Here is a 22,530-nt window from a genome sequence, read left to right as displayed (position 1 = left end):
TCTTGTTTCACGGTAGTCATTCTGGTTTATCTCCTAGGTGGTTTTCACCCTCACACACAAACCATTAGACACTCTCGATGCGCTTCGTCCTGAAGAAGCTATTGAGTTCCTAAAGGACGGTCAGCGTGGTAAGCAAGAAAGAATTGCCAACCTTCTTGAAAATGGCTACCCCGGGTATTCCACTGCCGCGGGTTGGCTAGGGTACTCAGATGAAAAGATGGTCTCGCTGTGTAAGGAAGAGACTCAAGAAAAAGGGTTTAAGCTTATCAAGCTGAAGGTGGGGCGCCGCGTCGAGGATGATATTCGGCGTCTTGGGTTAGCTCGCGAAGCGATTGGTCCCGATGTAAAGTTGGCTGTTGATGCTAACCAGGTGTGGGACGTTCCTGATGCGATTTCTTGGATTAACGAATTCCATGATTTCGATTTGGCTTGGGTTGAAGAGCCGACTTCGCCGGATGATGTGGTGGGACACGCAACCATTGCACGCGCTATTAATCCGATTCCTGTAGCAACTGGCGAACATATGCAGAACAGGATCATGTTCAAGCAGTATCTCCAAATGAATGCGTTTGGAATCATGCAGATTGATGCAACCCGTGTTGCGGGCCCGCAGGAACTGGTTATCGAATACCTGCTTGCCAAGAAGTTTAATAAGCCTGTCTGCCCGCACGCTGGCGGCGTTGGCCTATGCGAAGCTGTGGCGCACTTTGCGATGTTTGATTACGTCGCGGTATCCGGAACTATGGAGAACCGGTTGATTGAGTACGTTGATAACCAACATGAACACTTTGTGCACCCGACAGTTATCAAGAATGGCAACTATATGCCGCAAACGGCTCCCGGCAACGGTGCTGAGATGACTCAGGCAACCGCTGAAAAGTACCTCTACCGAGGCTAATTCTCCCGGGAAAACCACGTTCCACTGCCGCACGCGGGCTAAATAAATAGCTGTCGCTGCTTGCTATTGGTAATCCATTTGGATTCCCCGCGTGCGGCAGTGCGGACGCTGCACTCGTCAGAAAAAGGAAATATAGATGAATGCTTTACTTGTAGGTGTGAGTCAGCTACAAAGCTCAATACCCCAGGGACTTTTACCTTTCGCTCGCGATATCCCGGAAGTAAGTCTTAACCCGGCAGCGCTTCTCATCAGTATCGTAACCGGCGTTGCCATCCTCATTATTTTGGTTAGCTGGGCGAAAGTTCACCCCTTCCTCGCGATTATGCTTGCGGCCCTGATTACCGGAATTGGGTCCGGGTTCGGGCTGATGAACACCGTCCACGCCTTCCTTGACGGCTTTGGAGACACCACTAAAAGTGTCGGTATCTTAGTCGGTATCGGTGCAATGCTGGGTGCGGTTTTGATGGTAACGGGAGCGACCGGCGTTTTAGTTGACGTTCTGATTTCGAAGTCGTCTCGCAAGATGCTCCCTTGGACTATGGCTCTCATCGGGTCTCTTATTGGGTTGCCCCTGTTCTTTGATGTTGGACTGATCATCATGGCTCCGGTGATCATCATGGTTACGCGGAAATCTAAGATGCCCCTTATGATGATCGCGATGCCAGCCCTGGCGGGCCTTTGTGCGATGCAGGCACTCGTTCCTCCACACCCCGGGCCCACCGCCGCTCTCCAAACCTTTGAGAATGGTTCCATGGGTATCACGATGGGTATGGGCATTGTCCTTGCTATTCCTCTCGTTATTATCTGCGGACCGCTGTTCGCGAAGTACTCGACGCGTATCGTGCCGCGTGGTGCGCCGGACACGTTCGCTATGGCGGATAAAGAGGACGGTGTTGAAGGTCGTCGTAAGCCTTCCTTCGGGTTGTCTCTGCTTTGTGTCACCATGCCGGCCATTCTTCTCTTGATCACTTCAATTATCATGATGGTCCGCCCTGACCTTCACGATTCCAAGGAAATGGGTGCTCAGATTTTGCAGTTTATCGGGAATCCCGAGATTGCCCTTCTGATTTCACTGGTATTTGCATCTCTCACGCTTTTCGTTACGACAAGGTACCCGTGGGAAAAGCTCAACGATGAAGCCGGGAAATCGTTACGTCCCATTGCTGGAATTGTATTTATCCTCGGAGCTGGTGGCGGTTTCAAGAACCTTCTGATTGATACCGGCATTGGAGATATGATCACTAAGTTTGTAGAAAACACAAATATATCGATCATCTTGATCGCTTGGGTGATTGCGGTGTTCGTGCGTGTGGCTACAGGATCCTCGACCGTTTCGGCCATTACTACGGCCGGCATTCTGGAGCCGACAGCCACTGCGCTTGCTTATGATCCGATCCAAACAGGTCTTCTTGTCCTTGCAATCGGTGCTGGGTCGTTTATTTTCTCCTTCGTAAACGATGCGGGCCTTTGGCTGGTAAAGGAATACTTCGGGTTCACTCTTCCCGAGATGTTTAAGACCTGGACAGTGATGACATGTTTGATCTCCATTGTTGGGCTAGTTCTGGTTTGGGGTCTTGGACTCTTCCTGTTGTAGTGTAAATTCAATAATTTGAATTGGTCCTAACGTAGGGCTATCGCTGGCCGGCGTGTTCAATGATTCAGCGCGCCGGTCAGCGATGTTTCCTACGGTACTTATTGTCTTCTAGTGTTTTGCGCGGGTATGGATTCGCATTCCTCCTGTTATCGTTCGAAGTAAGTCGCAATGATGCGTGAGACATGGAAATGGGTAGCTTTTATTTGCCCAAACCTGGAAGGGGTTGGAATGTTTTCTGGTGTGTATTGCCCGTCGGTCACGTTGATCGACGATTCGGGTGCGATTGATTATCCGGCGATGGCTGCCCATATTGATCGTCTTGCCGAGTCCGGGCTCAACGGGGTGCTCTTCTTCGGCTCGATTGGGGAGTTTTTCTCTTTCTCCACTGAGGAGAAGGCCGAGTTCTTGAAGTTCGCGGTCAAGCAGGCCGCGGGGCGTTTCCAGGTGTTGGCCGGTGTGAGCGCGGCGCGTTTGGGTGAGGTGCTGGAGAATATCGCGGCTGCTGAGGCGGCTGGTGTGGATGGGGTGGTGGCCCTCCCGCCGTTCTATTTCGGGCATTCGCACGGGCGGGCGCTTGATTTTTATGACGCTGTTGCGGGCGCGACGGCCCTTCCTGTTATGCTCTATAACTTCCCGGAGCGCACGGGTGCGGATTTAACTCCGGAATTGGTGGCTGAGCTGGCTGCCCGGCACGAAAATATTGTGGCGCTCAAGGATACGGTGGATACCCAGAGTCATACGCGGCGGGTGATTCGCGAGGTGCGGAAGGTGCGCCCGGATTTCGCGGTGCTTTCTGGTTTTGATGAGTATTACATTGGGAATCGGGTGTGTGGCGGGGCCGGGGTGCTCTCTGGCTTGACGAATTTGATTCCGGAGGTGTTTGCGGCGATGCATGCGGCGTATGAGGCCGGGGATGTTACGCGCGCGGCTGCGGAGCTCGAAAAGATTACGCGTTTGGCTGCGGTGTATGAGATTGGTGATATTTTCATTGCTGCGATTAAGGAGGGTGTGCGTTTGTGCGGGGTGGAGTGCTCGCCGTTGATGCGTGCCCCGCAGGTTCCGTTGAGTGCGGAGGATTCGGAGAAAATCGCGACGCTGCTGCGCGACGTACGCGCATAGATTTAGCCGACAAGTTTCTATTTTTCAAAAGCTGGGCGTTCCGGTCTGACGCACTCTAAAGGCCGGAACGCCCTTGTATTCTACCTGTTTTCTTGGATGTGAAAGATGAGCCTGATGATTGGGGCTCAGACCAATTAGGAGCTGTTAGAATTTACGCGCTGCCCCCGTAGCTCAGCAGGTTAGAGCAGTGGACTCATAATCCATCGGTCGCGGGTTCAAGTCCTGCCGGGGGCACTATGTGATGTCCCGCGTCATAGTTCCGCCAGCTACGTGGGATTTTCGTGTATTTGGACTTGGAGTTCATTGACTTTTTAGACGAGGAGTCCAGTAGCTTCTTCGACAATATATCCACCTACTTTTGACACGGTTACCCGGCCAGTGGTCGGCCTGTGGGGTGGCAGTAACGCCGACCGCCGGCGAGTGTTGAGTGGTGGTATCGGTAGGGATGCTTGGGCGCCGGGCGAGATTGCCTGTTCGGTGAGGGGGTGCAGTTTTGGTTGCGCTGGGTGTGCATTTTCCTTGCGCTAGGCATGCAATTCGTATTGCGCTAGGCGTGCAGTTTTAACTTGCGTTTGACAATCGCGTAAGACGCGCGGATTTAACTCGTGCTTGACGCCCACGGAAGCATTTCATTCAGGGGGGTGCGTGAGGAAGTTAAACATGTACGCACCCGTGGTGGGTGTAGATCCAGCCCGCGGGTGCGTACACGTGGTTTTGTGAGTTTGAGTTTTCTAGACGATGAGGTAGACCAGGGAGCAGAAACCGAAGGATACGAGGGATATTACTGAGGTGAACGTGGTCCACATCTTCAGATTCGTTTTCGTATCTACTTGCAGGAAGCCACCTACTAGCCAGAACCCGGAATCGTTGACGTGGGAAGCGAAGAAGGATCCTGCTCCCATCGCCACCACGACGAGCGCGGTTTGGATGTCATTGAGTCCGGCACCCGACACGGTAGCCGCGAGCAAGGCCGCGGTGGTTTGGATGGCCACGGTTGCTGAGCCTTGCGCGACTCGTAGTGCCAGGGAGATAAGGTAGGCAGCCAGGAGCAAGGGAATACCAAGATCGGCTAGCGTGTTAGCAAGCGCGGTACCGATACCGGTTTCGCGTAACACGGAACCGAACATGCCACCAGCACCGGCGACCATGACGATCGCGGCTACTGATTTGAACCCGGCGTCGTTGATCTTATCGATATTCTTCCAGGGTACTTTACGTACATAACCCAAAATGATTGAAGCTACGAGTGCGGTAACGAACAGGGCGACAGCGGTTTCACCGAAGAATTTCAGGGCGCTTGCCCAGGCAGCGTTTTCCGGGATGATTCCAGCTGATTGAAGGGTACTGGTGACCGTGTTACCGGTAATCAACAAGATCGGGAGCATGAGGATGAAGAGAACGGTCGCGAAGGCGGGTTCTTTCCCGGGTAGTTCACGCCCGGATTCTTTCGATCCGAGAACGTTAGGGATGGGAACATCAAACCGCTTGGAGAGCCACAATGCGAAGCGGTAGCCGGCCAGGTACCAGGTGGGAATCGCGACGATCAAACCAACCAGGAGCACGGTCCCGATGTTGATGTTCATTGTGGTAGCGGCGGCTACTGGTCCGGGGTGGGGTGGCATGAGTCCGTGCATGACCTGGAATGCGCCGGCTGCTGGTAGGGCATACAGCAAGACTGGTCCGCCCAGGCGGCGGGCAACGGAGAAGATGATCGGGAACATGACGATGAGCCCGGCGTCGAAGAAAATCGGGAAGCCGAACAAGAGCGAGGCTACCGAGAGGGCGAGGGGTGCTCGTTTCTCACCGAACCAACGTAGCAGGGTTTGGGCGAGTACTTCAGCGCCTCCGGATTGTTCGAGCATACGCCCGATGATTGCTCCGAACCCGATAATGAGAGCGAGTTTGCCAACGGTGCCTGAGAACCCGGTGAGCAGCATATCGAATAGTTCGCTGACTGGGACTCCGGTAGCGATAGCAGTCAGAGCTGATACGAGGATAAGCGCAACTGTGGCGTTGACTTTGAATACGATGATGAGGAAGAGTAAAACGGCTATCGCTGCTAGAGCGATACCGAGGAGGCCTCCTGTTGTGAGAGTCATGAGTGCCCCTTGGATATGTGGGCTTCTCTAGGAGAGAAGCTGGGCGGCGTTGGCCACGGCGCCTTGAACGTCGCCTGATTGTGGATAGAGCAATGACCGGCCAATGACCAGGCCGATCACGTTAGGGATCTCCAAGAGGAGAGCCCACCTGTGCAGGGTTTTAGCAGCGTCGTTGCTGACTTCCCCGCCGAGGATAACGATGGGTAGGGTAGTAGCCCGAGCGAAGCGTTCCAGGTCTGGGGTATCGGGGAGTTTGAGGACCGTGTAGGAACTATTAGCCCCCAAACCTGAAGCGATTGCTATCGAGCGGGTGACAGCATCGGTAGAAACATCATTGACGACCTGGCTGCCTTCACGCCGTGAGATGAAGGGTTCGACCATGGCGATGCGTTGGCGCCGGGCAAGGTCGGTGACTACTTTCCCGGCCATCTCTAACGTGCCAACGGTTTGTGTTTCCTGGTAGGCGATACGGAGCAGGATTTTCCCTCCTTGCAGGCCTGCTTTAGCTATCCCTTTGGCCGTATAGCCCGTGATACGATCATCGAGTTCCCACGCGGCGCCGGCCAGTCCTGCCCGGTTCATGGACCCGTATACCCATTTGCCGTCCAGGGCTCTCAGGAGTGCGAGGTCTTCAATGATGTCGGCTGTTCCTAACAGGCCGGAAACCCCGGGCACGGCAAGCGCGTCACACAGGCGTGCGAGCAGGTCGAAACGGTCTTCCATAGCGCGGGGGTTAGCGCCAGCCGCGAACGCGCCCCGGGCGGGGTGGTCAGCGGCCATGATAAGGAATTTCCCATTGGGTAGGAGGCTGGCGGGTTGCTCGCGTGTGAGCAAGGCTTGGTGAGCAGTGCCCGGGCAACGCCGTCCTGCAATAAGCCTGGCAATATCCATGGTTACTGGTTGCTTTCTACTGATTTGGGTGTATCGAGTAGCGCGTCGGTGTGGTTAGCGGCCAGTACTTGCTCGATTTCATCCTGGGTGGGCATCGCGGTAGAGCATTCGATACGCGAGGTCACGATCGCGCCGGCAGTGTTGGCATACCGGATTGTTTTCTCCAGGCTCCAGCCCTGTAAAAGCCCGTGGACAAGGGACCCACCGAAAGCATCCCCGGCTCCAGCCCCGTTGACCACGGTCGTGTTCATCGCGGGGATAAAGAATTCTTCCGCGCTCGATTTCGCGAGGGTGCCCTTGCTGCCTTGCTTGACCACAGCGATCTGGACCCCGCGTTCCAGTAGTGCTGTTGCAGCCGCGTGTGGATCAGTTTCCCCGACCGCGATTTCACATTCTTCCACGTTACCCACCGCGACTGTCGCATACTCAAGAACTTCCGCATAACGCTGACGTGCCAGATCAACTGACTCCCAGAACATTGGACGCCAGTCCATATCGAAAACGGTATGGTCTTTACGCCCCCGCATGGCAAGCGCGCTCATATGGGTGGAATACGAGGGGTCCTCGCACAGGCCCGTCCCGGATACCCACAAGAGTTTAGCCTCGCGTACCTGGTCTTCATCCAGATCACTGTCCTTGATCTGGAGGTCAGGGGCGGAGGGTTCACGGTAGAAGAAGAACGGGAAATGTTCGGGTGGGATAATCTCGCAGAAAGTAACAGGCGTGTTCAGGGTATCGTCAACGATCACGTATTCATCTGATACGCCGAGCCGGCGCATTTCCAGGCGGACCCACCGCCCGAAAGGATCATCACCTACCCCGGTGAGGGTGGCGCAGTCTTCTCCCAGGCGTGCTGCTGCTACCGCAACGTTAGTAGGCGATCCTCCCAGGAATTTCCCGAACGTTGTGACTTCTTCGAGGGTGCAATTAGTTTGTAGGGGATAGATATCGACGCCGCAGCGTCCGATTGTTAGTACATCATGGACGACCATGTCCATCACTTCCTTACCTTATTGTTTATTCGGTGCGTTCAAACGACATTGTTGCTTCATAGGTGCCCTCGGAAGGCCAACGCACCGTGGTGGCCTTCGCGCGCGTGTAGAAGCGCACGCCTTCGGGCCCGTGGATATGGGTATCTCCCATGAGAGAGTCTTTCCATCCGCCAAAGGAGTAGTAGGCCACGGGGGTGGGGATGGGGACGTTGATACCGACCATGCCAGCTTCAACTTCCAGTTCGAAACGACGTGCCAGACCACCATCATTCGTGAAGATCGCTGCCCCGTTGCCATACGGCGAGGAATTAACAAGAGTGATGGCTTCTTCGTAGGTGTCTACCTCGACGATTGCCAGGACGGGACCGAAAGTTTCTTGCTTGTAGAGGAGGGAGTCTTGGGGGACGTGCGTGCAGATAGTTGGGCCGAGGAAATACCCTTTCTCGTGCCCGCTCACGCGAAGCGTGCGGCCATCAAGAATGACTTTCGCGCCTTTTTCTTCGGCATCATTGATCGCATCAATAATGCGTTGTTTTGATTGGGCGTTGATAACCGGGCCCATTTGGACGCCTTCGTCCAGGCCGTAACCCACCCGGATAAGCTCGGCGTGTTCTTTGACTGCTTTCGCTAGTTTTTCACCGATCCCACCCACCGCGACAGCAACGGGCAGGGCCATGCAGCGTTCACCTGCCGCGCCGAAAGCCGCTGCTGAGAGGTGTTTACCAGCGAACTCGATATCAGCATCGGGCATCACAATCGCGTGGTTATTAGCCCCACCCAATGCTTGGACACGTTTACCCGCGCGCACCGCACGCTCCTGGATCAGTTTCGCAACCGGGGTTGAACCCACGAAAGAAACAGCCCTAATATCCGGGTGGTCAATCATAGCCATCGTGAAATCATTCGACCCGGAAATAACCTGGAAGACCCCGTCCGGCAGTCCGGCTTCCTTATACAAACGCGCAATCACAAGAGAAGCCGAGGGCGTGGCCGGTGCGGGTTTCAAAATGAAAGCATTCCCGGTAGCAATAGCAATCGGGTGCATCCACATAGGCACCATCACCGGGAAATTAAACGGGCAAATCCCGCTAACAACACCCAGGGGCTGGCGTAGCGTGTGAATATCTACCCCGGTGGAAATATTCGACGAGGTTTCACCTTTCAAAGCGACGTTAATCCCGCAAGCAAAATCAAGGGTCTCCCGCCCACGCTGGATCTCCCCGATAGCATCCGAATAATCCTTACCATGCTCAGCCACAATCGCTTTAGCGATCTCGTCTTGATGATCCAAAACAAGCTGACGCATCCGATACATGATCTCGGTACGCTTAGCCAACGAGGTACGAGCCCAAGCTTTTTGAGCTTTAACAGCAACCCCTACCGCGTAGTCAAGATCTTCACGGCTTGCCTGTAACAAATACCCGCGAATCTCACCACTCGCCGGGTCATCAACCTCAATCTTTCCCTCAGGTTGCCCCGCATAGAGGCCACCATTAATCCAATGAGGTATATCCATTCGTATCACTCCCTTGTGAGTCCAAACCAGCACCCCACCAGCGGGGTGTCTCATTGGTTTCCAAAATAACCCCACCCCACCCACTTGTAAACACAAAAGACCAGCCAGGGCGGCCAGCAAACTTGAATGAACACGGCCATATAGGACAGCATCGAAGCGATAAAATGAGAGAAACACTAGCTAATCTCACTATTGTCCGCTATGTTTACAATTGGGTGAACAAATAAGAGTGAGAGGGTCACGTTAATGTCAAACCTGGGTGGGAAAGACAACCCGGATCAGCTGGATATCCCGGTTGCTCCGCAGATTGTTTTCGACTCTCGCTCCTCGCTTCCTTTGCATCAACAAATCACGCAATCATTAGGGAGCCTGATTGACTCCGGCGCGCTTTTACCCGGTCAGCTCCTTGAAGACGAAGTATCTATGTCACGCAGGCTGGGAGTCTCACGTCCTACACTACGGCGGGCGTTGCAAGTGTTGACTGATGAAGGCAAACTCTCACGGCGTCCGCGCGTGGGAACCAGGGTGATGCCACGGGTTTTCCAACGGGATCCTTCCCTGGCGAGTCTTTCCGATGATTTGCGGGCGGCGGGCCGTGAACCACGCACGGATGTTCTCCAGTATCGGGTGGTGTTTGCTGATAGTGGTCTAGCTGGCGATATGCATTGCCAAGAAGGTAAAGAGATCGTGGCTTTAGAGCGGTTGCGGTGGGCGGAGGGGAACCGTATGGGGATTATGCGTAACTGGATCCCAGCCGATCTAGCGCCCTCTCTTACCGCGATATCATCGGGTGGTCTCTATGATTTCTTCAAGAGCCACGGGATCGTGTTACGTGGTGGGGTCCAGCGTATTAGCGCGCGTAGCGCGACGCCTACGGAAGCAGAACTTTTACACGTAGCATCCGGGGCACCTCTCTTACGGGTGCGGCGTAGTGCTTATGATGAATCCGGGCGGGTCGTGGATCTAGCCGACCATTTGTATGACGCGGAACAATACGACCTCACCCTCCCACTCAACTTCCCGGCGTGAATCACACCTGGAGGAATCAGTTTCTTGGTAAAAGGGAACTGGGTGGCTAACGCGAGAATGATCGCGCCAGCCACCCAGCTTTGTATACGGTAACCGTGCTGTCCTACTCTGGGACATCTAGAAATCCGGCAAGTGCCATACGGGATTCTCTGGTCCTAAAGTACTTCCGGAGGAGTTTCTAACTGGTCGGCTATATCTTTCCAGTTAGACGCGAATTTGCCGTATGCCGTTTTGATATCGACACCCACAGGGAGCTCCGGGCATTCGTTTTCGAGGTTGGTACCCCAGTTTCCCCATCCCGACTGCTTGCGCTGCACGATCTGGAAGCCTCCCGATGGCTTCGAGGTATACCAGATCATTGCACGACCGGTAGATGTGTCATATTCGACTGTCTTATCGGAAGCTCCGGGGAAGATAGTCTCGTGCTCCTCTTTCTGGACGTCGATAGGTTCAGAATCGACTCGCCAATCACGCAGCTCTGCATCAACAAACGATTTCTCGCGAACAATTGCCAGCCGGTCGCGGATCGTTTCGTCCGTTAAAGCACCTTCGAAAGTCGAGAATAGGCGCCAGTACAAATCCCAATGGGCGTTCTCAATATCATCCGTTAGGACGGCCTTAAACTCTTCAAGTTTCTTGCGCTGAGGCAATGTACCGTCAGAAATGGTCTGCTCGACCATGTCGGCCAGGTGTCCAGCATAAGGATCGCCGCTGCGATATCGGGATCCACCGTAGCACGCAAACCGATCAAAGAGCAGCTTTCCTTGCCCGGCCTCGAATTCATCCCCAACGGTGATCTTGTTAGTTACAGAACGCCCGTTGATCACGGTTTGGAAATCATCTACGTAATAACGACGGCTGAACCAAGGCGTCCTATAAGTGAAAGCCCACTCGATTGAGAAGTTCTTACCCCTGAGCTCTGGGAGGAGCCCGTCGGGAATCACACCTAGCATTCTGAAAGAAAGCAAGACCGGTCCGTCTTCACGGATCTCAATCTTCACCTTTGTGTGTTCTGGCGGATTGATCAGTCCGTTTTCAGGAGTGAAGAACGGGCCGTAAAATCCACCAATCGCATTGTTTCCAGAGGGGAGGAGATCAATACCCTCATCAAGGGTGCGGAAATGCTTGAGCCCCCACTTTGAGGCACCAGTGCCCTCGGCGGTACCCGTGCATACATCAATATCGAAGTAGCCGGTATTAACGCGGGCCCATGAGTCAACTTCAGTACCGGGTCCTTTTGTGATTCCTTCTCCGGATTCGACTGGTTCATCCAGTGTGAAACTTGCCTCGCCCTCAAAACTGAGTGTAGTGACAAATCTGGTGGCCTCTTGTGGAGCCGGCTGATCAACCAATCGCTGGCAAAGGATCTGCTCTCCAGTATTGGTTCGTGCTAGCCATAAAGACTCTGTGAGCACTTGTGGTTCATCGAAGTAAATCGGCTCGAATGCCCGCTTTCCTTCGATACTACTGATTACTTTATGGGTCTTCATCTACTTTCCTGCCTTGGTGCTCTTCTGCTTGAGGGAATCAATGGCGACGGCGAGAATAATGACGACGCCCTTAATTAGTAGCTGAGTGAAGAATTGGACATTCATCAGAATCATGCCGGTCGAGAGCACGCCGAGAATGATCGCACCGATGAGGGTTCCGATGATCTTGCCCTTACCACCGGCAAGGGATGTTCCACCTAGAACAACTGCGGCAATAGCATCAAGTTCGTATCCGGTTCCAGCGGTCGGCTGCGCGGAAACAACGCGTGCGGCGAAAATGACACCCGCAAGCCCTGAGAGTGCCCCTGCAATGACGTAAACAGATGTGAGTACACGCTTCACGTTGATTCCAGCGAGCCGTGCTGCCTCGGGATTGCCGCCGACTGCGTAAACATGCCTGCCGTACTTCGTGCGTTCGAGGATGAACCAGCAGATGATGTAGACAATGATCATTACAATGACGGGAACTGGAATTCCAGCCATGTATCCGTTTCCGAGATCTCTGAAAGCCAGCTTGTTATCTACGATGGGTTGGCCGCCGGTCAGTGTGTATCCGAGGCCACGGAGGAATGTCATCATGCCGAGCGTCACGATAAAGGGCGCGAGGGCTAGATACGCCGATAGGGCACCATTTACCCATCCCGCAACTGCACCGGCAAGAATGCCAGCGATTATCCCGACGATGGCTGGAGCACCGGAGATACAAGCCAGTACTGCGGTTACACCCGATACGGCAACGATTGATCCGACAGAGAGATCAATGCCGGCAGTAATAATAACGAAGGTCATACCGGCCGCAATGATCGCGTTGATAGAGATCGAACGGGCGATATTCATGAGATTGTTCATCGACATGAAGTTCGGGGCGATGAGCGCCATAATCACGACGAGAAGGACGAGGACCGCGAGAATCCCAACCTTATCCCACCACGCAGCGAAGTTCATTTTCCGTCGAGGTGCAGCTTCTATAGTCATGCTTGTTCCTTTGTTGCTCCGGTCGCGAGGCTCATGACCGATTCTTCTGTGGCATCTCGTGCATCGAGTTCTCCCACGACTTTTCCTTTTCGCATAACGATGATGCGATCAGACATTCCCAGAACTTCAGGGAGGTCAGAAGAAACCATGATGATGGTTTTACCTTCTTTAGCCAGATCATTCATGATTTCGTAGATCTCCCTTTTCGCCCCGATGTCAACACCGCGCGTAGGTTCATCGAAAATCAAAAGATCGGCACCTGCCATGAGAGTGCGGCCGAGAAGTGCCTTTTGTTGGTTTCCTCCCGAAAGAGCTCTTACCGGAAGACTTGTGGAGGTCTTTCGAATATTGAGCACTTCCATGATCTGGCGAACTTTCTTTCGAATTGCGCCTCGCGCGAGTACGCCGAGTTTGGTGAAGTCACCCAGAGAGGCAATCGAGATATTCGATGCCGTTGTGTGATCCAAGAACAGACCTTGTTCCTTTCTTGATTCCGGCACCATGGCAATGCCAGATTCCAGGGCCTCCTTGGGACTTTTAGGATGATATCTTTCGCCTTTGAGTAGCAACGTTCCGCTACTCATGGGATCTGCTCCCATAAGTAGCCTGACGGTTTCCGAACGCCCGGCACCGACCAAGCCTGCAAATCCAAGAATTTGACCGGCGCGAGCTTTGAAGGAAACGTCGTCAACTCCAGGCGCTTTGAGATCCTTTGCCTCAAGCACCACTTCTCCCGATGCACGGTCCGCGTGTTCGTAGAGATCACCGATTTTTCTACCGACCATCATTCGCACGATTTCGTCAGGTGTTAATTCGGCTAGAAGCTGTGTTCCGACGGACGTTCCGTCCCGAAGAACGGACACCCTATCAGCCAATTTCCACACTTCTTCCATGCGGTGAGTGATGTAGATAAGGCCGACACCGTTTTGCTGCTGTTCCCGAATAATTCTGAAAAGATCCTCTGTTTCAGCTCGGGAAAGCGCGGCAGTTGGTTCGTCGAGAACGAGGATGCGGGCATCCTCGGCAGCAGCACGAGCAATTTCGACCATCTGCTGCATACCGATGGAAAACGAGCCGAGAGGCCTGTTCACGTCGATGTCCACTCCAATAGCCGATAACTTAGCGCGTGCATCCGAACGCATCTTTTCACGGTCAAGGATCCCGTGTTTGAGTGGTTCAACGCCGAGGCAGAGATTCTCGGCTACCGTCAGATTTGGGACGGTATTGATCTCTTGGTGGATGATTGCGATTCCATGTTTACGCGCATCGTTAGGAGATGAGATATGGACTTCCTGACCGTCAACGAAGATCTTTCCACTGTCGGCAGCAAGATTCCCCGCCAGGATTTTCATCAACGTTGACTTGCCAGCGCCGTTTTCTCCCATGAGGGCATGAATCTCTCCGGCGTTCAGATCAAAGGAAACTCCTCCAAGCGCTTGGGTAGCGCCGAATCTTTTCCTGATCCCTTCGAGCTTGAGAAGAGTCATTTCTACCATCCCGGGTATTCGTCTACCGCATCCCGGGTAATGATTTGCGAGGGGATGAGGATAGTGGTTTCGGTGAGTGATTCTCCACGAGCAAGCTGCTGCCCAACCTCGATTGCTTTTTCGACCATTTTTGCGGGTTCTTGGGTGGCCGTGCCGACGAAGGGAGAACCAGCGGTTCGGAGTTCCTGGAGTCCTTCGGGAGAAGCGTCGATTCCTACCACCTTAATTTCATTAGTACGTCCAGCTTGCTGCACGGCAAGCGTCGCACCAAGGGCGGACGGGTCATTCATTCCAAAGATGCCTTGGACATCGCTGGCTGCAGTAAGCATGTCGGTAGTGACGGAGAGACCGGTGGCGCGGTCATTTTGCGAGTTTTGGTGCCCGACTTCCTTGATGCCGGGGAAATTCTTCATTGCTTGATTGCAGCCCTTAATGCGATCCGTGATCGTCTGGATAGGTGTGCCATCAACAACCAAAATATTTCCCTTGCCACCCATCTGTTCGAATAGATAGGTGCATGCAATTTCGCCAGCCTGAACGGCATCGGTCATAACAATGGCATCCGCGCCCTTCGCAGGAGTATCAACAGCTACCACGAAGATCCCTGCCTGTCGCGCACGTTCGATGGCGGGTTGGAGGCCGGACTCGTCAACGGCGGAGACAACGATAAGGTCTACGCCTTGCTGAATGAATGTGTCAATCTGAGTATTCTGATTCGCCAGATCAAGTTTGGCGTCTTGGACGTTGAGGGTTGCGCCAATCTTCTCGGCTGCTTCTTTCGCTCCCTTATCCATAGCTGAGAAGAACGGGTTCGACATGTCCTGCACCATTAAGCCGATTTTCTCGATCTTGTCAGGTTTCGGCGCTTCCGTAGCGGAGTCACCTGAAGTACAACCCGAGAAAGTTGCGGCGAGCAGAATGCTTGTCGTGAAGGCGAGCGCCTTTTTTGCTGTTCTCATCGTTGAGATCTCCTTTTGGTTAGATAGGCCGGTTTAGCCCAATTTGGTTTTCTAATTTGTTTAGCAGCCGCAGGAGGCGCGAATTCTGAGCTTGACGTTCACCTCCTCAGACTCCTGGTTGTGGTAACGGATAGCTCCCTGCGGATGCTCTTGCATGATGTGAATAAGTTTTAGAGCGGCTTTTGCGCCGATATCGCGAGAATCTTCGTCAATCAACGTCACTGGAGGATTGACGAAAGTTGACCAGGTGAATTCGTCAAACGCAATTAAGGCGACTTGATCAGGAACATGGAGATCACATGCCTGGAGTGCGTGCATGGTTCCGAGGAGGAGAGGATTGTTACCGGCAATAATCGCGAGCTTCTCTACCTTCGTATTTCTGAGATATTCCTCTAACGCAATTGCGCTCGATTGTGAGTCATTAGCGCATTCGAGAATCGAGAGAGTTGCCCCGAATTTCTTGGCGGCGTTTTTCATGCCTTTAATTCGAGTTTGCCTTGTCGACCACCGCTCGGGATAGATCAATAAAAGCCACGTGTCGAGTTCATGATAATTAAGATGTTCACCGATTTGATGAGCGGCTTGTTCGTTATTTGAGGTTACAGATACCGAACCGGACGGCGCAGTCGGTCCTTGCGAGTCGACATAGACAATGGGGATTCCCCACTCGCAAAGTTTCTCGTGATTGTCTACAGATAAAGTAAGAGTGCTGATAACTCCGGCTGCCCGCGATTGGATTGCTTCGGTGACAACCAAATCTTCAGTTTTCTGATCAAATCGGCCTTCAGGAGCAAGATCGGCTGTGCGTACTCCATGGGAAGATGCGCGCAACATTTCATGAATGCCATCGAGCATATCGACGTAGTAAGCATTAGATGTTGATGCGGTCATCACGACGATTGGGCCGGGAGTTTCGCGACGCAGGGCGCGTGCTGTCTGGTTCGGGATGTAGTTGAGCGTTTTAGCCGCTTCCAATACTCGGGCTTTGGTCGATTGCGTGACGGGCGCTTTGCCGGAAAACGTATTGGAAACAGTCCAAATAGACACACCGGCGGCCCGAGCCACGTCTTTAAGAGTTGCCGGTTTCATCAGGGTCTCCTTTGTCCCAATTGGTTGCGTTGAGGTCAAGCTATGTCACCTAAACGTTTAGGGCAAGGATGTGCGTTTGTCTAAGTTGATGTGGGGTGTGCCACAGGTGGTTGTGTTGTGGGCATTTCAAGATGCTTACTCTCAACAGTTTTGTATTTATTAGCATCGGGTGACTTGGTGGCTAAGGCAATGGGTGGATTTCTAGTGGTAATTATTCGCTTTTATGAGTTGTCAGGTTGGTGTGAAATCGTTGTGACACGCCCTTTTCTCACCAGGCCCGCGGGATTAAGGTGAATCCATGATCGATGACAATGCTCCACTTCCGCAATCTGATCGTCCCACCGCTACCGCCGCCGGGCACTGGGTGCTCGCCCGCGCCGGCAAACGGGTATTGCGCCCCGGCGGCTTGCATTTGACGAAGGCCATGCTTGAGTATGCCCAGCTGGCCAGCGCGGACGTTGTAGAATTCGCCCCCGGCCTGGGCCGGACCGCAGAACTCATTATCTCCGAGCCCATTCACTCCTACACCGGGGTAGATCAAGACAAGAATGCGGTGACCCGCGTCAAGGGGATTGTGGAGAAAGTGGGCGGCGTCGTCGTTAATTCCACCGCGCAAAAATCTGGACTACCCGATGCCGGTGCCGATGTGGTCGTGGGCGAAGCGATGCTCACCATGCAGGGCGCGAACTCGAAAGCCGCGATTGTGGGCGAGGCGTTCCGGCTGCTGCGCCCGGGCGGGCGCTACGCCATCCATGAACTGAGCCTCACCCCGGATAGCATCGACCCGGCCATTGCCGATACCCTGCGCAAAGGCCTGGCGCAGACGATTCGCGTCAATGCGCGCCCGCTCACCCAGGCCGAATGGCGGCAGGTGCTCACCGATGCCGGTTTCGAGGTGGAATGGGTGGGGGATGCCCCCATGGCCCTGCTTTCTCTGCGCCGCAACCTCGCCGACGAAGGCCTGCGCGGGGTGGCGCGTATCCTCCGCAACGTGCTGCGCGATAAAGAGCTGCGTGCGCGAGTGCTGGCCATGCGCGCGCTCTTCCGCAAGTATCGCCACCACCTGGCCGGCGTGGCCATGGTGGCCCGTAAGCCCGTTGAATCCGTTGGTGCTGCTGGTGCTACTGGCGCCGCCGAATCTACTGGCATCGCCAGCTCTGCGGATGCCGGCACTTCCGCTACCACCGCTAACTGAAAGGACAACCGATGAGTGAAAACACCCCGCAACTTTCCTACCTGGAGGATCTGGGCGCCACGGTGGACTACGCCGCTGCCTCGACCGTTTCCACCACCGCGCTGCGCGTTGAAGGCGCGAATGTGGTGGTCTTCTCCTTCGATACCGGCGAGGAGCTTTCCGAGCATACCGCCGCCGTGCCCGTGCTCATCCAGGTGCTGGAAGGGGAAGTGGAGATGCGTACCGAGGGGCGCACAGTGCAGCTGCGCCCCGGCGGGCTCGTGCACCTGCCCACCCGCCTCCCGCACGCGGTGCGCGCCCTGGCTCCCACCAAGATGGTGCTGTTCATGCTCACCGGGCAGAGCGTGGGCTAGAGTAGCCCCATGTCACAACCCGAGAAACCGGACCTGCCGGAAGGGCCTGAGGCGGCGGAAGGGCCCGAGGCGCAAGAATCCCGCACCCTTGACGCCGCCCAGGCGGAGGAGATTCAGCGCATCGCACGCCGTCGTATGATCGCCGCCGCGATTGTGGGGGTCATCCTGCTTATCGTCATGTTCTTCGCCGGGCGCGCCCTGCGCCAGCACCTGGCCGCGGCTGATGTTGGCGCAGGGGAGCAGCAGGTAGTGGCGGTGGTGGTGGCGAACGGCGGCGGTGGTGACCAGCCCTAGCACGTGTAACAACGCCTGAGGCGCGCCTAGCAACGGCTGAAGTACGGCAGGGGCCCGGCCTATAGCAACCCTTTGAGCCAAGGGTGGTAGAGCGCACACCTCTCAAGTTGCTTCACGGCCCGCCATTGACTATTATCTTTTCTGTTGCAAATTCCCGCATAGCTCAATGGCAGAGCATTCGACTGTTAATCGAACGGTTGCTGGTTCGAGTCCAGCTGCGGGAGCGAACGAACGGCGGTGAGCGTAGGCTTACCGCCGTTCTGCTCTGTCCGGCACCCGCGGTGCGGTCCTGTAAGCCATAAGCCTAAGCCGCGCCGCCGGGCAGTCTTAATGTGAGAAATCTTATAAAGGAGTTCGTGATGGCATTCCGGGAGATTCGCGTGGTGGGGGACCCGGTCCTGCGCACCCCCTGCGATCCGATTCGGGAGATCACCCCGGGCATCGTGCGCCTGGTTGAAGACCTCCTCGAAAACGTGAACGACGACGCCCGGGCGGGCCTAGCAGCCAACCAAATCGGGGTTTCCCTGCGCGCCTTCTCCTGGCATATCGACGGCGAGATCGATTACATCCTCAATCCTGTGATCGTGGCCCTCTCCGAAGATGAATACCAGGATGGCGAGGAAGGCTGCCTATCCGTCCCGGACCTGTACTACCCGACCAAGCGCGCCTGGTACGCCCGGGCGGAAGGTATCGACCTGGACGGCAAGAAGAAAATCGTGGAAGGGGAGGGGCTCCTCGGGCGCTGCATCCAGCACGAATGCGATCACCTGGACGGCCACCTCTACCTTGACCGCCTGGAGCGGGAGGTCCGTAAACAAGCGATGCGCGATATTCGCCAGCTGCGCGTCTCTTCTGCGCTACAATCGCTCTAGTAGCCCCTCCGCGTGGGTAGCACGGGGAAAGCCACCCAAGCGCAGGAGGAATGCTATGGCACACAAATACGCCACTCGCGGCGTCATATTCATTCACTCTGTTATGCCGGCCGTTCAACCCCACGTTGAATGGGCGGTTACAAGTGTGCTCGGATACGAACCGCATTTTGAGTGGACGAAACAACCCGCAGCCCCGCATATGAACCGGGCAGAAGCCTCGTGGACGGGAGAAGTGGGAACCGGAGCCATGCTCGCCTCCGCCCTCAACGGCTGGGAGCATTTGCGTTTTGAGATCACCGAGGATGCCAGCCCGGTATCCGAAGGAGGCCGCTGGTCCGCCACCCCCGGCCTCGGTATTTTCTACGCCCAAACAGATCTGACCGGCAATGTGGTGATTCCGGAAAACCGGGTGCGGGCCGCCCTGGAAAACGCGGGGAACGACGCCGCAGAAATGCGCCGGCTCCTCGATATTGCCCTCGGTCAAGCCTGGGATGATGAACTTGAGCCCTTCCGCTATGCCGGCGCGGGTGCGCCGGTACGCTGGCTGCACCGCGTGGGCTAAAGCCCCAGGGCAGCCCGCAGATCCTCCGCGGATAGCGGGGCGTTTTCATCCGGCACATCTGGCCGATTCGTCTCAGTCGGCGTCTCCGGCTTATCCCGCACATTCGCCTTATCCGACTGCGCCGGGCTAGGCCCCGCCGCCGCATTCGCGGTGGTGGCAGAAGCGGGGCGGGCCGCAGCTGCGCCGTCGTGCTGAGAAGAAGGTGCGAGGCTGAGGTCCGCGCCCGGGCAGCTGAGCCGCACCAGCTCCCCGAGGGTGCGCGCCGCGCAGATCTCGCTATCGGGCACCACCACGCCGCTGGCGTCTTCCAAGGTGACAGCGATTGCCCAGCGTGTCACGCTATCCACGCGGTTCAGCTCGAAACTTTCGGTGGCATCCGGGTAGCCTTCGCGCTCCAGAACATCCGCGCCCAGCGACATGAGTTGCGCTACCTCCATCGCACGACCTCCCTATTTTCGGTACGCTCGCATCATGGCATTCCTCGATTTGATGCAGCAACTCTTCCAGCATACCCGGGCCCCGGAAGCCGGTACCGCCACCGCGCAGGCGCTGCGTGAGCGGCTTGCTGAGGACCCGAACGACGTCGAGGCTTTCACCCAGCTCGTCACCCTGGCACGCGCGGCCGAAGGCGAACTCCCGCCCGCTGATCCGCTCACCGCGGAGCTCACCGGAACCGGAAGCATCCTTTCCGCGGACCTGGCGATTTATGCCCTCGCCGAAGAACTCTCCAGCTCACCGGCTTCCTGGTACCCGCAGCTGCATATGGCTCGGCTTGCGGTGGACTCCGATCCCGAGCGGGCCCTGCGGCTCCTCACCACCGCCACGGATCGCAATCCGGATGGGCACATCCTCGCCCGGGCCATGGCAATTCTGCGCGACGCCGGGCATCCGGATCAGGCCCTCAGTTTGGGGCTGGCCCATTGGGATCCGGCCACCCACAGTTTCGAGGCCGGTGAGGCTCTGGTACGCACCGCACTGGCGGCCGGGCGCACCAATGAAGCCCGCGCGTATCTGCGGGAAATGGAACCCTATGGCAAGGCGAATGAGCTCGCGGAGCTGCGGGAGGCGGTGAGCGCGGCGGAGTAGTCAAAACCGCCGCTTTTTCGTGTCGCGGCCTCGACTAGACTAGGGGCTATGGCTACCTTCATTGATATTCATCCTGAGGATCCGCAACCGCGGCTCGTCACCAAAGTGGTGGATCGGCTGCGCCGCGGTGAGGTGGTGGCCCTGCCCACCGATTCCGGTTACGCCATTGTGTGCCAGATGGGCAATAAGGAGGGCCTGGAGCGGATTCGCAGCATCCGGCAGGTGGGTGATAAACACCATTTCACCCTGCTGTGCCACGATTTCGCGCAGCTCGGCCAGCTCGTGATTGTGGATAATCCCGATTTTCGGCTCATCAAAAGCCTCACGCCCGGGCCCTACACCTTCATTCTTAAGGGCACCAAAGAAGTGCCGCGGATGACCCTCAACCCGAAGAAGCACACGGTGGGCGTGCGCATCCCCGACCACCGCATCACCCAAGCCGTAGTCACGGAAATGGGCGAACCGCTACTCTCCTCCACGCTGATTCTTCCCGGCGCGGAAGAACCCCTCGAAGAGGGCTGGATTGTGGAAGATGAACTGGGCCATGCCCTGGATGTGGTGGTGAACGGGCCCGTGGGGCGCGGTCCCACCACCGTACTTGACCTGGTAACTAACGAAATCGCGAGACAAGGAGCAGGCGATACCGCCGGACTTGACCTGTGAACCCTATCCTTATTGATCTGGACGGAACCTTCCACGATTCCGCCGCTATCGTCAAAGAAACTTTCCGGGCCACCCTGCGCGAAGAAATGGGGGAGGACCACCCCGAAGAATTCTTTGTGCAGTTCATCGGCCCGCCGCTCATCGATACCTTCACGAAGCTCGGTGCGGCCGACCCGGTAGAGATGGTGCGCCGCTACCGCGTCCGCTACGAACAGCGCATGCTCGACACCCCGATTTTCCCCGGGATGCGCGAATTGGTAGAGGAGCTGGACGCGGCCGGGGTGCCGCTGGCCATTGCGACGTCGAAAAACGAAAAGAATGCCCGCGCGATTCTGGAACACCAGGACGTGGCGCAGCACTTCCGCTATATTGCCGGGGATCCCGAAGATATCCCCGGGTACGGGAAAGCTGAGGTGGTGGGGGCCGCGCTGCGCGAATTGCGGGCGCAGGGCATCGATACCTCGCGTGCCCTCATGGTGGGGGATCGTATTCACGATGTCGACGGCGCAGGCCAGCACGGCCTTCCCACGGTGCTCGTGGAGTGGGGGACTGCACCGCGTTCCGAATGGGAGCTAGCTTGGCGGCACGTGGGAACCGCGCGCGAGCTCGGTGAGATCCTGTGGGATTTCGCCGGAGTGGAGCGGTCACAATCCCATTAACATCAGGCACGGGCATATTAACATAGGGTCACAGCAGCATTAAGTCTGGATACAATTTGATTAAGATCTGAGCAGCGAAGGGCGTGGCCGTATACATCCACCCGAGGCGTCGTTAGACTCCCACATAAGATCGTCACCGCGGCGATTGGCTACCTAGCTCAACGGAGGGATCTCATATGAACGCGTACACGGCTGGAAAGATCGCGGCGGGAGCTGCGGTTCTCGGCGGTTTTCTCGGTTATCTTTTGCTGTGCGTTAGCGCAATGGAAACAATGCAATGGGCTCCGGAATATAGCCTGGTGGTGTGGACCTGCACCTGTTTTGGCATGCTCTGGGTCGCGCTCGGCCAGGTTTATTTCCTAGGGGTCTACCAGTGGTTTGGGCTGCTGGAACAACCCCGGCGCTCTGCACCGGCGTGGCTGCGCCCCACCATGCAGGCCGTCCCGGTGATCGCGGCTGCCCTCGGAGTGATCCTCCTGGTCTTCCTCATTATTAAGGATGCCGGGCATCCGAGCATTCTCATTCTCATGGCTGCCCTGTGGGTGCTTAGCCTGGGCGCCAGCGCGGTATCGCGGCTCATGTCCGGCTATCTTGCCAGCCGGGAAATCCCGGCGGAGGAGAAGCTCGCGGTCCCGGTCGCCTAAGCTCGCGGTCCCGGTCGTCTAGTCCCGCAGGTCTCAGGATCACGGTTAGCTTGGGCGCGCCGCC

23 protein-coding genes, 2 tRNA genes and 1 pseudogene are annotated in these 22,530 nt (G+C 56.0%); 16 read left to right on the top strand and 10 right to left on the bottom strand.

The window, feature by feature from the left end:
- Window positions 1-37: 37 nt before the first annotated feature.
- The 4 genes from ACRQHG_RS04910 (at window position 38) to ACRQHG_RS04895 (ending at window position 3,845) form a co-directional block, all read left to right on the top strand.
- Window positions 38-898 (top strand): enolase C-terminal domain-like protein, encoded by an 861-nt coding sequence (locus ACRQHG_RS04910; protein ID WP_435719622.1) that lies wholly within the window; start codon window positions 38-40, stop codon window positions 896-898.
- 136 nt (window positions 899-1,034) lie between these two features.
- Complete coding sequence (locus ACRQHG_RS04905; protein WP_016442581.1) at window positions 1,035-2,492, top strand: GntP family permease; 1,458 nt, start codon at window positions 1,035-1,037, stop codon at window positions 2,490-2,492.
- A gap of 168 nt (window positions 2,493-2,660) precedes the next feature.
- Window positions 2,661-3,611 carry a dihydrodipicolinate synthase family protein gene (locus ACRQHG_RS04900; RefSeq protein ID WP_284905812.1) on the top strand — a complete coding sequence of 317 codons (951 nt, stop codon included), beginning with the start codon at window positions 2,661-2,663 and terminating at the stop codon, window positions 3,609-3,611.
- Between the two features lie 160 nt (window positions 3,612-3,771).
- Window positions 3,772-3,845, top strand: a tRNA-Ile gene (locus ACRQHG_RS04895).
- Window positions 3,846-4,342: 497 nt separating this feature from the next.
- On the opposite strand, the gene ACRQHG_RS04890 is transcribed toward ACRQHG_RS04895, so the two are convergent.
- The 4 genes from ACRQHG_RS04890 to ACRQHG_RS04875 are packed head-to-tail and all read right to left on the bottom strand — an operon-like array spanning window position 4,343 to window position 9,109.
- Window positions 4,343-5,710: a GntP family permease gene (locus ACRQHG_RS04890; RefSeq protein WP_087070641.1), complete on the bottom strand. Its 1,368-nt coding sequence runs from the start codon at window positions 5,708-5,710 to the stop codon at window positions 4,343-4,345.
- Between the two features lie 27 nt (window positions 5,711-5,737).
- A complete protein-coding gene (locus ACRQHG_RS04885; RefSeq protein ID WP_087070642.1) occupies window positions 5,738-6,601 on the bottom strand; it encodes a Cgl0159 family (beta/alpha)8-fold protein in 864 nt (287 codons plus the stop codon).
- Window positions 6,602-6,603: 2 nt separating this feature from the next.
- A complete protein-coding gene (iolC, locus tag ACRQHG_RS04880) occupies window positions 6,604-7,593 on the bottom strand; it encodes a 5-dehydro-2-deoxygluconokinase (protein WP_087071188.1) in 990 nt (329 codons plus the stop codon).
- 25 nt (window positions 7,594-7,618) lie between these two features.
- The gene (locus ACRQHG_RS04875) at window positions 7,619-9,109 is read right to left on the bottom strand and encodes a CoA-acylating methylmalonate-semialdehyde dehydrogenase (RefSeq protein ID WP_087070643.1); all 1,491 of its coding nucleotides are present in this window, start codon (window positions 9,107-9,109) and stop codon (window positions 7,619-7,621) included.
- Between the two features lie 246 nt (window positions 9,110-9,355).
- Between ACRQHG_RS04875 and ACRQHG_RS04870 the strand changes: the two are divergent.
- Window positions 9,356-9,625, top strand: a pseudogene (locus tag ACRQHG_RS04870) (GntR family transcriptional regulator); the annotation flags it as partial.
- Between the two features lie 12 nt (window positions 9,626-9,637).
- Window positions 9,638-10,138 carry a GntR family transcriptional regulator gene (locus tag ACRQHG_RS04865; protein ID WP_244899295.1) on the top strand — a complete coding sequence of 167 codons (501 nt, stop codon included), beginning with the start codon at window positions 9,638-9,640 and terminating at the stop codon, window positions 10,136-10,138.
- 155 nt (window positions 10,139-10,293) lie between these two features.
- On the opposite strand, the gene ACRQHG_RS04860 is transcribed toward ACRQHG_RS04865, so the two are convergent.
- From ACRQHG_RS04860 to ACRQHG_RS04840, 5 genes are read right to left on the bottom strand one after another with little or no spacing between them, the layout of a single operon-like run.
- A complete protein-coding gene (locus tag ACRQHG_RS04860) occupies window positions 10,294-11,628 on the bottom strand; it encodes a hypothetical protein (RefSeq protein WP_087070645.1) in 1,335 nt (444 codons plus the stop codon).
- Window positions 11,629-12,603 carry an ABC transporter permease subunit gene (locus ACRQHG_RS04855; protein WP_026428778.1) on the bottom strand — a complete coding sequence of 325 codons (975 nt, stop codon included), beginning with the start codon at window positions 12,601-12,603 and terminating at the stop codon, window positions 11,629-11,631.
- Window positions 12,600-14,090, bottom strand: coding sequence for a sugar ABC transporter ATP-binding protein (locus ACRQHG_RS04850; protein WP_081690054.1), 1,491 nt, complete (start codon window positions 14,088-14,090; stop codon window positions 12,600-12,602). The genes ACRQHG_RS04855 and ACRQHG_RS04850 overlap by 4 nt, the downstream gene beginning before the upstream one ends.
- Before the next feature lie 2 nt (window positions 14,091-14,092).
- Entirely contained in the window at window positions 14,093-15,049 is a 957-nt protein-coding gene (locus ACRQHG_RS04845; protein ID WP_016442592.1) for an ABC transporter substrate-binding protein, read from the bottom strand.
- A 60-nt stretch (window positions 15,050-15,109) separates the two neighbouring features.
- Window positions 15,110-16,138: a LacI family DNA-binding transcriptional regulator gene (locus ACRQHG_RS04840; RefSeq protein WP_101595599.1), complete on the bottom strand. Its 1,029-nt coding sequence runs from the start codon at window positions 16,136-16,138 to the stop codon at window positions 15,110-15,112.
- A 298-nt stretch (window positions 16,139-16,436) separates the two neighbouring features.
- Between ACRQHG_RS04840 and ACRQHG_RS04835 the strand changes: the two genes are divergently transcribed.
- The 6 genes from ACRQHG_RS04835 to ACRQHG_RS04810 all read left to right on the top strand — a co-directional run bounded on the left by ACRQHG_RS04835 (window position 16,437) and on the right by ACRQHG_RS04810 (window position 19,414).
- A complete protein-coding gene (locus ACRQHG_RS04835; protein ID WP_307886424.1) occupies window positions 16,437-17,333 on the top strand; it encodes a methyltransferase domain-containing protein in 897 nt (298 codons plus the stop codon).
- A gap of 11 nt (window positions 17,334-17,344) precedes the next feature.
- On the top strand, window positions 17,345-17,686 hold the full coding sequence (locus ACRQHG_RS04830) for a cupin domain-containing protein (protein WP_087070647.1): 342 nt from the start codon (window positions 17,345-17,347) through the stop codon (window positions 17,684-17,686).
- A gap of 9 nt (window positions 17,687-17,695) precedes the next feature.
- Window positions 17,696-17,980 carry a hypothetical protein gene (locus tag ACRQHG_RS04825; RefSeq protein ID WP_284896532.1) on the top strand — a complete coding sequence of 95 codons (285 nt, stop codon included), beginning with the start codon at window positions 17,696-17,698 and terminating at the stop codon, window positions 17,978-17,980.
- A 152-nt stretch (window positions 17,981-18,132) separates the two neighbouring features.
- Window positions 18,133-18,204, top strand: a tRNA-Asn gene (locus ACRQHG_RS04820).
- Between the two features lie 135 nt (window positions 18,205-18,339).
- Window positions 18,340-18,852 carry a peptide deformylase gene (gene def, locus ACRQHG_RS04815; RefSeq protein WP_284896535.1) on the top strand — a complete coding sequence of 171 codons (513 nt, stop codon included), beginning with the start codon at window positions 18,340-18,342 and terminating at the stop codon, window positions 18,850-18,852.
- Window positions 18,853-18,907: 55 nt separating this feature from the next.
- Window positions 18,908-19,414, top strand: a complete 507-nt coding sequence (locus ACRQHG_RS04810; RefSeq protein ID WP_026428785.1) for a DUF3145 domain-containing protein — start codon at window positions 18,908-18,910, stop codon at window positions 19,412-19,414.
- Here the strand turns inward: ACRQHG_RS04810 and ACRQHG_RS04805 are convergent.
- Window positions 19,411-19,851: a hypothetical protein gene (locus tag ACRQHG_RS04805; RefSeq protein ID WP_284896538.1), complete on the bottom strand. Its 441-nt coding sequence runs from the start codon at window positions 19,849-19,851 to the stop codon at window positions 19,411-19,413. The genes ACRQHG_RS04810 and ACRQHG_RS04805 overlap by 4 nt on opposite strands.
- Before the next feature lie 34 nt (window positions 19,852-19,885).
- Here ACRQHG_RS04805 and ACRQHG_RS04800 point away from each other — a divergent pair, with 34 nt between their 5' ends.
- The 4 genes from ACRQHG_RS04800 to ACRQHG_RS04785 all read left to right on the top strand — a co-directional run bounded on the left by ACRQHG_RS04800 (window position 19,886) and on the right by ACRQHG_RS04785 (window position 22,466).
- Complete coding sequence (locus ACRQHG_RS04800; RefSeq protein ID WP_284896541.1) at window positions 19,886-20,500, top strand: hypothetical protein; 615 nt, start codon at window positions 19,886-19,888, stop codon at window positions 20,498-20,500.
- Window positions 20,501-20,548: 48 nt separating this feature from the next.
- Window positions 20,549-21,163, top strand: coding sequence for an L-threonylcarbamoyladenylate synthase (locus ACRQHG_RS04795; RefSeq protein ID WP_026428788.1), 615 nt, complete (start codon window positions 20,549-20,551; stop codon window positions 21,161-21,163).
- Window positions 21,160-21,822 carry an HAD hydrolase-like protein gene (locus ACRQHG_RS04790; RefSeq protein ID WP_284896543.1) on the top strand — a complete coding sequence of 221 codons (663 nt, stop codon included), beginning with the start codon at window positions 21,160-21,162 and terminating at the stop codon, window positions 21,820-21,822. The genes ACRQHG_RS04795 and ACRQHG_RS04790 overlap by 4 nt, the downstream gene beginning before the upstream one ends.
- Window positions 21,823-21,998: 176 nt before the next feature.
- Complete coding sequence (locus ACRQHG_RS04785; RefSeq protein ID WP_435719620.1) at window positions 21,999-22,466, top strand: hypothetical protein; 468 nt, start codon at window positions 21,999-22,001, stop codon at window positions 22,464-22,466.
- Window positions 22,467-22,530 lie beyond the last annotated feature (64 nt).

The sequence above is a fragment of the Actinotignum vesiculae genome, from assembly GCF_051267215.1.
Lineage (GTDB): Bacteria > Actinomycetota > Actinomycetes > Actinomycetales > Actinomycetaceae > Actinotignum > Actinotignum schaalii.
Note: the sequence above shows the minus strand (reverse complement) of the source record. Positions and strands in the feature narration are given on the sequence as shown.